The sequence below is a fragment of the Actinoplanes sp. NPDC089786 genome (assembly GCF_040684855.1).
GTDB lineage: Bacteria > Actinomycetota > Actinomycetes > Mycobacteriales > Micromonosporaceae > Actinoplanes.
Window position 1 is genome coordinate 91,687 of the sequence record NZ_JBFBGU010000013.1, and the last position, 15,178, is coordinate 106,864.

Consider the following 15,178-nt stretch of genomic DNA (forward strand, 5'->3'; position numbering starts at 1 on the left):
GGTCAGTCCTCTCAAAGGGCACAACAGCGCCGCAATAATAGCGGAATACCCGGCCGCCACGGTGGGCGGCCGGGTGGTGTCAGCGAGCCACGTGCTCCTTGAAGCGGCAGATGGACGCGAATTCCTCCGCGTCCAGGCTGGCGCCACCGACGAGAGCGCCGTCCACGTCCGGCTTTGCCATGATCGCGGCGATGTTCGCCGCCTTCACGGAACCGCCGTACTGGATGCGGATCGCGTCGCCGATCTCCGCGCCGTGCGCCTCGGTGATGCGGACCCGGATGGCGCCACACACCTCCTGCGCGTCGTCGGGAGTCGCGGTCTTGCCGGTGCCGATCGCCCACACCGGTTCGTACGCGATCACGGTCTGCTTGATCTGGTCGGTCTTGAGCCCGTCCAGACCGGCGTCGACCTGGCTGAGCACGTGGGCGACCTGATCGCCGGCCTCGCGCACCTCCAGGCCCTCACCGACGCAGAAGATCGGCGTCAGCCCGGCCGCGAACGCGGCCTTGACCTTCGCGTTGACCAGCGCGTCGTCCTCGTTGTGGTACTGCCGGCGCTCGCTGTGGCCGACAACCACGTAGGTGCAGCCGAGCTTGGCCAGCATGGCGCCGGAGATGTCCCCGGTGTACGCCCCGCCGGTGTGCGGCGACAGGTCCTGCGCGCCGTACACGATCTGAACCTTGTCCCCGTCGACCGAGGTCTGCACGCTGCGCAGGTCGGTGAACGGCGGCAGCACGGCCACCTCGACCGCGGCGAGCTGCTCCTCGCTGAGGCTGAACGCCAGCTTCTGCATCAGGGCGATGGCCTCGAAATGGTTGAGGTTCATCTTCCAGTTGCCGGCCATGATCGGCCGGCGGGTCTGGTCAGCCATCACTTCTCCAGAGCGGCGACGCCGGGGAGGGTCTTGCCCTCGAGGTACTCCAGCGACGCGCCGCCGCCGGTCGAGATGTGCCCGAAGGCGGACTCGTCGATGCCGAGCGTACGCACGGCGGCCGCCGAGTCGCCGCCACCGACCACCGAGAAGCCGTCGATCTTGGTGATCGCCTCGGCCACGCCCCGGGTGCCGGCCGCGAACGGCGCCAGCTCGAACACGCCCATCGGCCCGTTCCAGAACACGGTCTTCGCCGGCCCGATGGCCTCGGCGAAGAGCGCGACCGAACGCGGGCCGATGTCGAGCCCCAGCCGGTCGGCCGGGATGTCGGAACTGTCGACCGTCTCAAACGAGGCGTCCGCGCTGAAAGCAGTGGCGGCGACGACGTCCACGGGGAGCACGATGCGGCCGTCGGCCGAAGCCAGCAGATCGCGACAGGTGTCGATCATCTCGTCCTCGAGCAGCGACTTCCCGACCTCGTGGCCCTGGGCCTTGAGGAACGTGAAGCACATGCCGCCACCCACCAGCAGCTTGTCCACCTTGGGCAGCAGCGCCTTGATCACGGCCAGCTTGTCGGACACCTTCGAACCGCCGAGCACCACCACGTACGGCTGCTCCGGGCTCTCGGTGACCTTCTTCAGCACCTCGAGCTCACGCAGCACCAGGCCACCGGCGTAGTGCGGCAGCAGCGCCGGCACGTCGTACACCGAAGCGTGCTTGCGGTGAACCGCCCCGAACGCGTCATCCACGTACGCGTCGCCGAAGGCGGCGAGCTGAGCGGCGAACGCACCGCGGTCGGCGTCGTCCTTCGAGGTCTCCCCCGCGTTGAAGCGCAGGTTCTCCAGCAGAAGGATCTGCCCGTCCAACAACGCGTCCACCGCCGCCGACGCCGCGGGTCCCACGGTGTCCGAGGCGAAGATGACCGGCGTGCCGAGCAGCTCGCCCATCCGGGTCGCGACCGGGTCGAGGGTGAACGCCGGGTCGGGCGCGCCCTTCGGCCGGCCCAGGTGGGAGAAGACGATGACGCGGGCGCCGGCGTCACGCAGCGCGATCACGGTCGGCAGCACCGCGCGGATCCGGCCGTCGTCGGTGATGACACCAGCCTGTTTCTTGTCGAACGGGACGTTCAGGTCGGCACGCACGAGCACGCGCCGACCCGAGACACCCTCGCCGAGCAGGTCGTCGAGAGTCTTCAAGATCAGCCGACCAGCTTCACCAGGTCGACGAGGCGGTTCGAGTAGCCCCACTCGTTGTCGTACCAGCCGACGACCTTGACCTGGTTGCCGATCACCTTGGTCAGGCCGGCGTCGAAGATGCACGAGGCCGGATCGGTGACGATGTCGGACGAGACGATCTGGTCCTCGGTGTAGACCAGGATGCCCTTGAGCGGGCCGTCCGCGGCCGCCTTGATCGCGGCGTTGACCTCGTCGACCGAGGTCTCCTTCTTGGCCTGGAAGGTCAGGTCGGTGGCCGAGCCGGTCGGGATCGGCACGCGCATCGCGAAGCCGTCCAGCTTGCCCTTGAGCTCGGGCAGCACCAGGCTCACGGCCTTGGCCGCGCCGGTCGAGGTCGGCACCACGTTGAGGGCGGCGGCGCGGGCGCGGCGCAGGTCCTTGTGCGGGCCGTCCTGCAGGTTCTGGTCCTGGGTGTAGGCGTGGATCGTGGTCATCAGGCCACGCTCGATGCCGATCGTGTCGTTCAGCACCTTCGCCATCGGCGCCAGGCAGTTGGTGGTGCAGGAGGCGTTCGAGATGACCGTGTGCTTCGCGGCGTCGTAGAGGTGGTCGTTGACGCCCATCACGATCGTGATGTCCTCGTTCTTGGCCGGCGCCGAGATGATGACCTTCTTCGCGCCGTTGTCGGCGTGCACCTTGGCCTTGGTGGCGTCGGTGAAGAAGCCGGTCGACTCGATGACCACGTCCGCGCCGACGTCCGACCACTTGAGGTTGGCCGGGTCACGGTCGGCGAACGCCTTGAAGGTCTTGCCACCGACGGTGATCTCGTCCGCGGTCGCCTTCACCTCGGCGTCCAGGCGGCCCAGGATCGAGTCGTACTTGAGCAGGTGCGCGAGCGTCGCGTTGTCGGTGAGGTCGTTCACCGCGACGATCTCGATATCCGCGCCGGACTTTTGCACGGCCCGGAAGAAGTTGCGGCCGATGCGGCCGAAGCCGTTGATGCCAACCCGGATGGTCACAGGGTCTCCTCGTGCTAGGCCGACCTGTTCTAATCTCGGCCGGCGAGTCTTGGTGTGGCCGTCGCAGCCGCATCTGTGCAGCGCGGTCGGGCCATGCTTAGCGGCACCGTCGCCGTCAACCGCACCCTATCCGAGGTGCGGCTCGGCCTCGCTGCCGGGGCGCGATCCCACCGTTACTTAAAACCTATAAGGGTACGCGCACAGTAGGTGCTCGTTATCACCCACGGCCTCCCTGCAACTCCAGGCCGTGGGGAACCATCCGGGTCGGCGGGGCGCGGCAGCCGTGTGCACCCGCCCCGGCCACCCTCGGGTGTGCGCCGGGGCCAGCCTCAGCAGGCCATCATTTCGGGGGTCACGGCGGCCTCGGTGTCGGGGATGCCCAGGTCGCGGGCACGCTTGTCGGCCAGGGCCAGGAGGCGGCGGATGCGGCCGGCGATGGCGTCCTTGGTCAGTGGCGGGTCGGCCAGGGCGCCCAGCTCCTCCAGGGAGGCCTGGCGGTGTTCCAGGCGGAGCTGGCCGGCGCTGGTCAGGTGGTTGGGCGCCTCTTCGGAGAGGATCTCCAGGGCGCGGGTGACGCGGGCCGCGGCGGCCACCGCGGCGCGGGCCGAGCGGCGGAGGTTGGCGTCGTCGAAGTTGGCCAGGCGGTTGGCCGTGGCGCGCACCTCACGGCGTACCCGGCGCTCTTCCCAGGCCAGCACCGAGCCGTGCGCGCCGATCCGGGTGAGCAACGCCGCGATCGCGTCGCCGTCCTTGATCACCACGCGGTCGACGCCGCGTACCTCGCGCTCCTTGGCCGTGATGCCGAGCCGGCGGGCGGCGCCGCGGAGGGCGAGCGCCGCCTCGGGGCCGGGGCAGGTGATCTCGAGGGCGCTGGACCGGCCGGGCTCGGTGAGCGAGCCGTGCGCCATGAACGCGCCGCGCCACGCGGCCACCGCGCAGCAGACGTTGGCCGAGACGACGTGCGGCGGGAGGCCACGCACCGGGCGGCCGCGCACGTCGAGCAGGCCGGTCTGGCGGGCCAGGGCCTCGCCGTCCTTGACGATCCGGACGATGTAGTGGCTGCCCTTGCGCAGGCCGCCGGAGGCCAGCACGTGCACCTCGGACTGGTAGCCGTACACCTCGTGGATCTCACGCCGCAGGCGCCGGGCCACCGCGCCGGTGTCGAGTTCGGCCTCGACCACCACCCGGCCGGAGACGATGTGCAGGCCGCCGGCGAACCGGAGCAGGGCCGCCATCTCGGCGCGGCGGCAGCAGGGCTTGGGTACGTCGACCCGGCTCAGCTCGTCCTTGACCGCCGCTGTCATCGCCATCGTCTTCGTCACCTCATGTGCCGGATCTTCAACAGTGTGTGCCGTGTTGTGCCTGATGCTTAACGATCGGCACCCAGGACAGGCACCAGTGCAACACCCAACGACTCAGGATCATGCCTGGCGCTGCCGTCCGCAACGGCCAGTGGTGCCAGAACCAACCTGGCGCCCAGGGCCTCCGCGGCATGATGCACCGGTTCGGGCTCGCCCACCCATTTCGCGTCGGCCAGCACCACGTCGGCCCGCAACGCGGGAAGGTACCAGTGCAGCGCCCGCAGGTGGTCGGCCACGGACAGGCCGAGCGTCTCGTTGTCGGCCGCCAGGTTGAGCGTGACCAGTTTGCGGCCCGGGCTGGCGACGATCGCCTCGGCCAGCTCGGGCACCATCAGGTGTGGGAGCACGCTGGTGTACCAGCTGCCCGGCCCGAAGATCAGCCAGTCCGCCTCGGCGATCGCGGCCAGCGCGTCCGGGCAGGCCGGTGGCGCCGCCGGGACCAGGCGTACCGCCTCGACGTGGCCGGTGGTGATCGCCACCTGGTGCTGACCGCGGACCGTGATCGTCTCTTGAGGCCGCTCCGGGTCGTGACCGCGCACGTCGGCCTCGATGCCCACCGCGTGGCAGGCCATCGGCAGCACCCGGCCGTGCGCGCCGACCATCCGCTCGGCGTGCTGCAACGCCACGACCGGGTCGCCGAGCAGTTCCATCAGGCCGAGCAGCAGCAGGTTGCCGACCGCGTGCCCGCTCAGCGGGTCGGGGTCGCCCTCGCCGACCGCGGCGAACCGGTGCTGGAGCAGCTGCGCGGTGCGCTGGGCGGTGGCGTCGCCGTCGGCCAGCGCGGCGAGCGCCTGACGCAGGTCGCCGGGTGGCAGCTGGGCGTCACGTTCGGCCCGGAGCCGGCCGCTGGACCCGCCGTCGTCGCCGACCGTGACGACCGCGGTGATGTCCAGGTCGAGCTGGGACAGCCGCAGCGCGCGCAGCGAGGCGCTGAGGCCGTGCCCACCACCGAAAGCGACGACTCGCGTCGGTCCGGTCACTCGCGCCCCAGATCGCGGTGCGAGGCGTGGGCGGAAAGGCGGATGTCTCGCAACTTGCTGGTCAACTCCTCGGCGATGGCGACGCTGCGGTGCTTGCCACCGGTGCAGCCGATGGCCACGGTCAGGTAACGCTTGCCCTCACGCTCGAAGCCGGGCGCGGTGGTGGCGATGAGCGAGGCGTACGTGGACACGAAGTCCCCGGCGCCCTCCTGCCCCAGCACGTACCCACTGACCGCCTCTTCCAGACCGGTGTGGTCGCGCAGCTCGGGCACCCAGAACGGGTTCGGCAGGAACCGCGCGTCCATCACGTAGTCGGCGTCCGGCGGCAGCCCGTACTTGAACCCGAACGACAGCACCGTGATCCGGAGCTTGCGCGCGTCTTCACCGCCGAACAGCTCCTCCACCCGGCGGCGCAGCTGGTTCACGTTGAGGTGGCTGGTGTCGATGATCACATCGGCCTGCTCGCGGGCCTCTTCGAGCAGCTTCCGCTCGGCGGCGATGCCGTCGGCCAGCCGTCCGTCACCCTGGAGGGGGTGTGACCGCCGCACCGACTCGAAGCGCCGGATCAGCACCTCGTCGTCGGCGTCCACGAACACCACCCGGGGCGAGAAGCCACGTTCCTCGAGGGCGTGGACCGCGCCGCCCAGGTCGGTGGAGAACGCGCGGCTGCGTACGTCGAGGACCATCGCGGTACGCCGGGCGGCCCCGCCGGCCTTGGCCGCCAGCTGAGCCATGTCGAGCATCAGCGCCTGCGGCAGGTTGTCCACGACGTAGTAACCGACGTTCTCCAGAGCGCGGGCAACCGTGCTGCGCCCGCCGCCGGAGAGCCCGGTGACGATCACCAGGTCGGTCTCCTCCTCGGACCCCAGCGTCTCGTCCGCCATCTCGGTCACGCACGCCTCCCGCGTCACTTTCCGCCCCCGTCGGGCGACACTGCATCCTAGGCCGACCGCCCGGCCGGTTTCCCCGGGACGCACTGTCCGCTACCCGATCGGTCAGCCCTCCTGGGCACTCCCGGCCCTCACGTCATGCCCCGGTGGCCCACCGTCCACCCGGTCGTCACCCGCGCCGTCCCCCACCGTTGCGCCGTCCCCCACCTTTGCGCCGCCCGCCCACGTCTCGTCGGAGGCGGGCCGGCGGGCCGGGCGGGCGGCCTTGCTGCGGTTGGCGCCCGACTTCGTCCGGCCGGCGCCACCCGTCTTCGGCTCGCCCGCGGTTGCCTGGGTCAGGTCGGCTCCGTCGGCCGGGTCCGTTCCCGCCGCGGACGCGGGCGCCACGTTCTCGCCGGCCGCCGTCTTCTCGCCGGCCGCGGGCCGGAGGGCGGCGAGCACGGCCTCGGCGGTGCGCTTGCCGATGCCTTGGACCTCGGTGACCTCTTCCACGGTGGCCTGGCCGAGGCGCTTGAGCGACCCGAAGTGGCGCAGCAGCGCCTTGCGCCGGGTCTCACCCAGGCCGGGAATGCTGTCCAGGGCCGAGGCGGTCATCCGCTTCGACCGGCGCTGCCGGTGGAACGTGATCGCGAACCGGTGTGCCTCGTCGCGCACCCGCTGGAGCAGGTAGAGCGCCTCGGACGTACGCGGCAGGATGACCGGGAAGTCGTCGCCCGGCAGCCACACCTCTTCGAGCCGCTTGGCCAGCCCGCACAGCGCCACGTCGGTGATGCCCAGGTCGGACAGGACCGCGGCGACGGCGTTCACCTGTGGCTGGCCGCCGTCGACCACGACCAGCTGGGGCGGGTAGGCGAACCGCCGCGGCTTGCCGGTCAGCGGGTCGATGCCGGGCAGCTCGGTGGTGGCGATCTCGCCGCTCACCGCCCCGCCGCCGTCGTCCACTTCGGACTCTGGTGTGTCCCGGGGCGCGTCGGCGTCGGCCTGTGCCTTGTACCGGGCGAACCGCCGGCGCATCACCTCGCTCATCGCGGCCAGGTCGTCCGTACCACTGCCGTCGGGGTTTCCGCGCACCGCGAAGCGGCGGTATTCGCTCTTGCGGGCCAGCCCGTCCTCGAAGACGACCATGCTGGCGACGACGTCGGTGCCCTGGATCTGGGACACGTCGAAACACTCGATGCGCAGCGGCGCCGACTCCATGCCGAGCGCCTCGGCGATCTCGTCGAGCGCCTTGCTGCGGGTGGTCAGGTCGCCGGCCCGGCGAAGCTTGTGCCGCGCCAGGGACTCGCCGGCGTTGCGGGCCACGGTCTCCATCAGCGACCGCTTGTCACCCCGCTGCGGTACGCGCAACGTGGCCCTGCCGCCGCGCTTGTCGGAGAGCCACTCGTCGAGCGCCGCGGAATCCGACGGCAGCTCCGGGACGAGGATCTCCCTGGGCACGTCGCCGCCCTGCTCCGCACCGTACATCTGGGAGCAGAAGTGATGGACCAGATCGCCCGTGCTCAGATCTTCGACCTTCTCCACCACCCAGCCGCGCTGGCCGCGCACCCGGCCGTCGCGGACGTGGAAGACCTGGACGGCCGCCTCCAGCGGGTCTTCGGCGAACGCCACCACGTCGGCGTCGGTGCCGTCGCCGAACACCACGGTCTGCTTCTCCATCGCCCGGCGCAGCGCCGCGATGTCGTCCCGCAGCCGGGCCGCCCGCTCGAACTCCAGCTCCTCGGAGGCGGCGAGCATGTCACGCTCGAGCCGCTTGACGAAGGTGTCGGTCTTGCCACCCATGAAGTCGCAGAAGTCGAGGACGATCGCGCGGTGTTCGTCGGCGCTGACCGTCCCGACACAGGGCGCCGAGCACTTGCCGATGTAGCCGAGCAGGCAGGGCCGCCCGATCTGCCCCGAGCGCTTGAAGACGCCGGCCGAGCAGGTACGGGCCGGGAAGACGCGCAGCAGCAGGTCGAGCGTCTCGCGGATGGCCCACGCGTGGGAATAAGGCCCGAAATAGCGGACGCCCTTACGCTTGGCGCCGCGCATCACCTGCAGCCGCGGGTATTCCTCGTTCAAGGTCACGGCCAGGAACGGGTACGACTTGTCGTCCCGGTACTTGACGTTGAAGCGCGGGTCGAACTCCTTGATCCAGGTGTATTCGAGCTGGAGCGCCTCGACCTCACTGGTGACCGTGACCCAGTCGACCGAGCCCGCGGTGGTCACCATCTGCTGCGTACGCGCGTGCAGCGACCAGGTGTCGGCGAAGTAGGAGTTCAGCCGGCTGCGCAGGCTCTTCGCCTTGCCGACATAGATGACCCGGCCCTGGGGATCACGGAAGCGGTAGACACCCGGAGCGTCGGGAATGGTCCCCGGAGCGGGTCGATAGCTGGACGGGTCAGGCACGGGTCCCACAGTAATGCGGACCCCTGACAGAATGGCCCGACCGGAGGTCCGTTGCCGCCGCCACGGCGTCGGGCCTCCGGCCTTGCTCTCGCTGTCTTCGCGGCCCCGGGCGGCCCCCAGGCGACCAGGTCGAGCCGGCCGCCGGCCCTCTCGTCCGGCGCGGCCCTCGTCCCGCCGGGATACCTGGCCGGCACGGTCCGGCCGGCCCCATCACCGGGCCGACGCGGGCGTCGGGCCGTTCCGCGGTCGGCCGGTCAGGCCGCGACGATGTTGTCGCCGTCCACCTTGACCTGGGTCTCCGGCAGCGGCTGGCGCGCCGGCCCGCTCTGCGGCGAACCGTCGGTGATCGAGAACTCGCTCTTGTGGCACGGGCAGAAGATCACCCCGCCGTCGACCTTGCTCACGTCGCAGCCCTGGTGGGTGCACACCTTGCTGAACGCCTTGAAGGTGCCGGCCTGCGGCTGGGTGATCACCAGGTCGCCCTTGATGATGCCGCCGCCCTCCGGCACGTCGGCGACCGCGGCCAGGGCGGCGCCGCCACCCGAGGTGGAGCCGCCACCGTTATTGCCGGCGCCCGGGCTGGCACTGCCGGCCGGCACCGGGTCGGTGGTGTAGCCCGGCTGGTTCTGCCCGGAGCCACTGTTGGTGCCGCAGGCCGCCAGCAGGCAGGCGGCGCCGACGGCGCCGGCCCCCGCGAAGACCGCCCGGCGAGGCGCGCCGGTGCCCCGGTGCTCGCAGGTGGTCTCAGCCTCGGGCCTCGTCTGCACGTCAGTCATCTGTCGGAACCCTCCCAGTACCCGTCTGTCCGCGCACGACGGTCACGCGGCGTTGCCACTGAATACGCTTCTGCCCGTCGAGCGGTTCATAACTTGAAGCTGCAATTATTAGCCCACGAGCCTGAGAATTGTCTTAATTTCCCGCTATCGGCGCTGGATTTGCAGGGATTTCCCAGGTTAGCGAGCGCGACAGACGTCACAACGGCGCCCCCTCACCACCCGTAGCGGATCGAAACCAGGACATCACGCACAGTTGCTTTCGAATCCCCACGCGCGCGCCGCCACCTCCCCCACCCCTGTCATGGGTGGGCCAAACGTAGGCCCGAGGTACGACAACTTCCACCCGTCGTCCACAGGCCGCCAAGCCGAACACCAACACGAGCGGGACCGCCACGCCACGCGCGGGACCGCCACACCACGCGCGAGACCGCCACACCACGCGCGAGACCGCCACACCACGCGCGAGACCGCCACACCACGCGCGAGACCGCCACCCGAGCGGGGCCCGCGCGGGCAGCCCCACGCGAAGCCAGAGATGCCACGGGAGCAAACAAAGCGAGCCCGCGCACACGGCGCGGGCTCGCTGGTGAGACGTCGGCTACGAGGAGGTCTTGGCTCGTGAGCGCGCGGGCGCCTTCTTGGCCGGAGCCTTGGCGGCCGCCGGAGACGCCGACTTGGCCGCCGCCGATGGGGCCGCAGCCGACTTCGCCGCCGCGGGCTTGGCCGCCGCGGCCGACTTGGCGGCCGGCGTCCGGGCCGCGGCCGGCGCCTTGGCCGTGGTGGTCCGGCTGCCGTTCGACGCCTTGGCCGCGACCGCCGCCTTGGCCGCGACCGCCGCCTTGGCCGGCGCCTTCGCCGGCGCCGAAGTGGCCGACGAAGTGGCCGACGATCTGGCCGCAGCCGCCGTGGCCGTCGGCCGGCCGCCCGCCAGCGCCGCCGCGGCGGTCGACTTGGCCGCGGGGCGGGCGCCGTTGGCCTTGGCCGCCCGGGCCACCGCCTTGGCCGAGCCGGCCGGCTCGCCGGACAGGCCCAGGACCGGCCGCAGGAAGGCGCCCGTGTGGCTCTCGACCACCTCGGCCAGTTCCTCCGGCGTGCCGGCGGCCAGGACCAGGCCGCCCTTGTTGCCGCCCTCGGGGCCCATGTCGATCAGCCAGTCGGCGGTCTTGATCACGTCGAGGTTGTGCTCGATCACGATCACCGTGTTGCCCTTGTCGACCAGGCCGTTGAGGACCATCAGCAGTTTGCGGATGTCTTCGAAGTGCAGGCCGGTGGTCGGCTCGTCGAGCACGTAGACCGTGCGGCCGGTCGAGCGTTTCTGCAGCTCGGACGCCAGCTTGACGCGCTGCGCCTCGCCGCCGGAGAGGGTGGGGGCGGGCTGACCCAGGCGTACGTAGCCGAGACCCACGTCGACCAGGGTCTTGAGGTGGCGGTGGATGGCGGGGATGGCCTCGAAGAAGCCGGACGCCTCCTCGATCGGCATCTCCAGCACCTCGGAGATGGTCTTGCCCTTGTAGTGCACCTCGAGCGTCTCGCGGTTGTAGCGGGCGCCCTTGCAGACCTCGCAGGGGACGTAGACGTCGGGCAGGAAGTTCATCTCGATCTTGATGGTCCCGTCGCCGGCGCAGTTCTCGCAGCGGCCGCCCTTGACGTTGAACGAGAACCGGCCGGGGCCGTACCCGCGGACCTTGGCCTCGGTGGTCTCGGCGAAGAGCTTGCGGACGTTGTCGAAGACGCCGGTGTACGTGGCCGGGTTCGACCGTGGTGTGCGGCCGATCGGCGACTGGTCGACGCCGACCACCTTGTCGACGTGTTCCATGCCGCTGATCCGGGTGTGTCGCCCGGGCACCATGCGCGCGCCGTTGATGGTGTTGGCCAGAACCGTGTAGAGGATGTCGTTGACCAGCGTCGACTTGCCGGAGCCGCTGACCCCGGTGACGGCGATGAACTGCCCGAGCGGGAAGCCGACGGTCAGGTTGCGCAGGTTGTGTTCGCGCGCGCCCTGCACGACCAGCTCGCGCCCGGCCGTCTGGGGACGCCGGTGGCCGGGCAGCGGGATCTTCTTGCGGCCGGACAGGTAGGCCCCGGTCGGCGACTGCTTGTTGGCCAGCAGGCCCTTCACCGAGCCGCTGTGCACGATGTTGCCGCCGTGTTCGCCGGCGCCGGGGCCGATGTCGACGATCCAGTCGGCCGTGCGGATGGTGTCTTCGTCGTGTTCGACCACGATCAGGGTGTTGCCGAGGTTCTTCAGCCGGACCAGCGTCTCGATCAGCCGGTGGTTGTCGCGCTGGTGGAGGCCGATGGATGGTTCGTCGAGCACGTAGAGGACGCCGACCAGGCCGGAGCCGATCTGGGTGGCGAGCCGGATGCGTTGGGCCTCGCCGCCGGAGAGGGTGCCGGCGCCGCGGTCGAGGGAGAGGTAGTCGAGGCCGACGTCGACCAGGAACCGCAGCCGCGCGTTGATCTCCTTGAGCACCCGCTCGGCGATCATCTTCTGGCGGTCGTCGAGCTCGATGGTCGACAGCAGCTCGGCGCACTCGCCGATGGACAGGTTGCAGACCTCGGCGATGCTCCGGCCGGCGATGGTCACCGCGAGCACCTCGGGCTTGAGCCGCGAGCCGCCGCAGGTCGGGCAGGGCACGTCGCGCATGTAGCCCTCGTACTTGTCCCTCGACCAGTCGCTCTCGGTGTCGGTGTGCCGGCGCTCGATCCACTGGATCACGCCTTCGAAGCCGGTGTAGTAGGACCGCTCACGGCCGTACTTGTTCCGGTAGCGGACGTGGACCTGGTCTTCCGAGCCGTGCAGGATCGTCTTCTGCGCCCTCGACGGCAGCTGCCGCCACGGGGTGTCGACGCTGAACTTCTCCGACTTGCCGAGGGCTTCGAGCAGGCGCAGGAAGTATTCCAGGGTCGAGCCGCCGGACCAGGGCTGGATCGCACCCTCGCGGATGCTCTTCTCCTCGTCCGGGATGATCAGCTCGGGGTCGACCTCTTTCTTGGTGCCCAGGCCGGTGCACTCGGGGCAGGCGCCGTAGGGCGCGTTGAAGGAGAAGACCCGGGGCTCGATGTCCTCGATCGCCAGCGGGTGGTCGTTGGGGCAGGCGAGGTGTTCGGAGAAGCGCCGTTCGCGGGCCGGGTCGTCTTCGGGCAGGTCGACGAAGTCGAGCAGGACGATGCCGCCGGCCAGGCCGAGCGCGGACTCCACCGAGTCGGTCAGCCGCTGCTTGCTGGCCGCCTTGACGCTGAGCCGGTCGACCACCACCTCGATGGTGTGCTTCTCCTGCTTCTTCAGCTTCGGCGGCTCGGTCAGCGGGTGGACCACGCCATCGACGCGCGCTCGCGCGTACCCCTTGGCCTGCAGTTCGCCGAAGAGGTCGACGTATTCGCCCTTGCGGCCGCGGACCACCGGCGCGAGCACCATGAACCGGGTGCCCTCCTCCATGGCGAGGACCCGGTCGACGATCTGTTGCGGGGTCTGCCGGCTGATCCGCTCGCCACACACCGGGCAGTGCGGGACGCCGGTTCGGGCGAAGAGGAGCCGCAGGTAGTCGTACACCTCGGTGATCGTGCCGACGGTCGACCGCGGGTTGCGCGAGGTGGATTTCTGGTCGATCGAGACGGCCGGGGACAGGCCCTCGATGAAGTCGACGTCGGGCTTGTCCATCTGCCCGAGGAACTGCCGCGCGTACGACGACAGCGACTCGACATATCGCCGCTGGCCCTCGGCGAAGATGGTGTCGAACGCGAGGCTCGACTTGCCGGAACCGGACAACCCGGTGAACACGATCAGCGCGTCGCGGGGCAGGTCGAGGTTGACGTCGCGGAGGTTGTGCTCCCGCGCGCCGCGGACGATCAGTCGGTCGGCCATCAGGCAGGCGCTCCGTACATGTGTATGAGAGTCAGCAGAATCGCGGCCACTCTAGCCACGAGGTATGACAAGAACGGGCCGACGCAGTACAGCGTCGTGCACCTGACGCACATTCCCGCAGATCCGGCGGGCCAACCGTCACTCGTTGGAGCGAAGCGGAGGCACCGGGAGATCCCGCACGTCCCAGAGCAGCACCCCGCCGACCTGCTGCGGATCGCGCCCGAGCAGATCGGTCAGCGTGACGCCGAGCGCATCAACGTTACGACTTCCCGGCACCAGCACGACCACCGCGGCCCGCCAATAGGTGAGGTCCGCCACGGCCGCCGAGCGGTCCTCCGGGGTCAACGGCGGAACCTGCCCGTACTCCCGAACCTTCCAGAGCAGCACCGACGTCGGCCGGTGGGGCGCGTTCCAGGAGCCGGTAAGGTTGCCGGGCGGACCGGCCGGCCCCATGAAGTAGCCGCGCGGCACCCGGAAGGCCAGGTTGCTGAGCCCGGCCCAGCGCATCGCCTCCCGTCCCGTGGTGACCTCGGGCAGCGGCACCGGCACCAGGCTGCGGTCGTCGGCGACGTAGTCACGCCACATCCCGTCGGCGATGAACGGCGGCAGCGGCGCGGCCGGGATCGTCGGCAGCGGTTTGGGCAGCACCGGGACCAGCGCCACGGCCAGCCCGATCAGGAACCAGCGCCGCGAGCGGCCGGTCAGGCGTACCCCCCGATCGATGATCAGGGCGAGCAGGACGCCGACGACCGTGGCCGTGACCATCGCGAACCGGGTCACGCTGACCAGGTTGATCACCGGCAGGTGGCTGATCAGCCCGAACGGCAGCGGGATCGTCGTGGTCGTGCCAGAGACCCGCAGGTGGGGGCCCATCGAGACGAGAAGCATGACCAGGCCGGCGATCGCCACCGAGCGGGCGGCGACCGAGCGCCACACCAGGCGCGTCCCGATCACCAGCAGGACCAGCAGCGGCAGGCCGAAGAAGGTGTTCTCCTCGGTTCCGCTGACGCTGAGGACGCCCGCCACGTACGAGTTGCCGGCCAGCGACTGGCGGGCGTACGCGCCCAGCGAGAGCAGATCGGTGACGTACTCGTCGGGGGTGAAGGGCTGGCCCTGGTAGCTGCCCTTCCCGGTGAATTGCCACCACAGGGGGTACGCCAGGAGCACGCCCGAGGTGATCGCGGCGACACCGACTCCCGCGGCGACCCGGCCGGCCACCGCCCTGGCCTCGGAGCGCGCCATCAGGGCGTACGCGATCACGAAGACACCCAGCGTGAGGGCCGCGAAGAGCAGGACCTCCTCGTTGATGAAGACCTGCAGCACGATCAGCAGACCGAGCGTGACGCCGCCGCGCACCGCGCGGCCCGGCTCACGCAGCCGGATCACCTGCCAGACGATGAACGGCACCACGAACTGGCTGACGAAGTTGATGTGCCCGTTGGCGTGCGACACCATCGCCGGGCAGAAGCCGCACCACAGCGCGCCGATCCAGGCCGCCAGCCGGCTGGTCACCAGGTGCCGGGAGAACACCCAGTACCAGGCGGCCGCGGTGCCGGCCAGGCCGAGCGTGAGCAGCAGCACCACCGAGACCGCGGCGCCGAGGAAGTGGGTGATCGGCGCGACCGGCAGGGTCAGGGCCAGGACCGTGGTGTTGGCCATGATGTTGACGCCGTCCGGCACGTTCAGCCGGTCGGAGAAGAACGGGTTGTCCCCGTGGAACAGGACCCGTTCACCGTGCGCCACCACGAAGAGGAAGAAGCCGTGGTCGTCGTCGTTGTGCGACAGCACCCGGCCGCTCGGGTCGGCCCAGAGCCGGATCAGCACCAGGGCGGCCAGCGCCGGGAAGCTCACCCAGG

Annotated in this window: 8 protein-coding genes and 2 pseudogenes; all 10 read right to left on the minus strand. The window is 70.5% G+C overall.

All coding sequences use genetic code 11. The annotated features are described in order from the left end of the window. Window positions 1-79 precede the first annotated feature (79 nt). Window positions 80-871, minus strand: a complete 792-nt coding sequence (gene tpiA, locus AB0O15_RS30270; protein WP_364325170.1) for a triose-phosphate isomerase — start codon at window positions 869-871, stop codon at window positions 80-82. Further along, window positions 871-2,073 carry a phosphoglycerate kinase gene (locus AB0O15_RS30275; protein ID WP_364325541.1) on the minus strand — a complete coding sequence of 401 codons (1,203 nt, stop codon included), beginning with the start codon at window positions 2,071-2,073 and terminating at the stop codon, window positions 871-873. Before AB0O15_RS30275 ends, tpiA begins: the two co-directional genes overlap by 1 nt. Next, complete coding sequence (gene gap / locus AB0O15_RS30280) at window positions 2,070-3,065, minus strand: type I glyceraldehyde-3-phosphate dehydrogenase (protein WP_364325173.1); 996 nt, start codon at window positions 3,063-3,065, stop codon at window positions 2,070-2,072. The genes AB0O15_RS30275 and gap overlap by 4 nt, the downstream gene beginning before the upstream one ends. A 329-nt stretch (window positions 3,066-3,394) precedes the next feature. After that, the gene (gene whiA, locus AB0O15_RS30285; protein ID WP_364325176.1) at window positions 3,395-4,375 is read right to left on the minus strand and encodes a DNA-binding protein WhiA; all 981 of its coding nucleotides are present in this window, start codon (window positions 4,373-4,375) and stop codon (window positions 3,395-3,397) included. 59 nt (window positions 4,376-4,434) lie between these two features. After that, window positions 4,435-5,406 carry a uridine diphosphate-N-acetylglucosamine-binding protein YvcK gene (gene yvcK, locus AB0O15_RS30290; protein WP_364325179.1) on the minus strand — a complete coding sequence of 324 codons (972 nt, stop codon included), beginning with the start codon at window positions 5,404-5,406 and terminating at the stop codon, window positions 4,435-4,437. Further along, window positions 5,403-6,290: an RNase adapter RapZ gene (gene rapZ, locus AB0O15_RS30295; RefSeq protein ID WP_364325544.1), complete on the minus strand. Its 888-nt coding sequence runs from the start codon at window positions 6,288-6,290 to the stop codon at window positions 5,403-5,405. The genes yvcK and rapZ overlap by 4 nt, the downstream gene beginning before the upstream one ends. Window positions 6,291-6,722: 432 nt before the next feature. After that, window positions 6,723-8,681, minus strand: a pseudogene (gene uvrC, locus AB0O15_RS30300) (excinuclease ABC subunit UvrC); the annotation flags it as partial. A 254-nt stretch (window positions 8,682-8,935) separates the two neighbouring features. Then, window positions 8,936-9,457: a Rieske (2Fe-2S) protein gene (locus tag AB0O15_RS30305; RefSeq protein ID WP_364325182.1), complete on the minus strand. Its 522-nt coding sequence runs from the start codon at window positions 9,455-9,457 to the stop codon at window positions 8,936-8,938. 961 nt (window positions 9,458-10,418) lie between these two features. Next, window positions 10,419-13,322 (minus strand): annotated as a pseudogene (gene uvrA / locus AB0O15_RS30310) (excinuclease ABC subunit UvrA); the annotation flags it as partial. A 138-nt stretch (window positions 13,323-13,460) separates the two neighbouring features. Beyond that, window positions 13,461-15,173: a hypothetical protein gene (locus AB0O15_RS30315; RefSeq protein WP_364325185.1), complete on the minus strand. Its 1,713-nt coding sequence runs from the start codon at window positions 15,171-15,173 to the stop codon at window positions 13,461-13,463. Window positions 15,174-15,178: the final 5 nt, after the last annotated feature.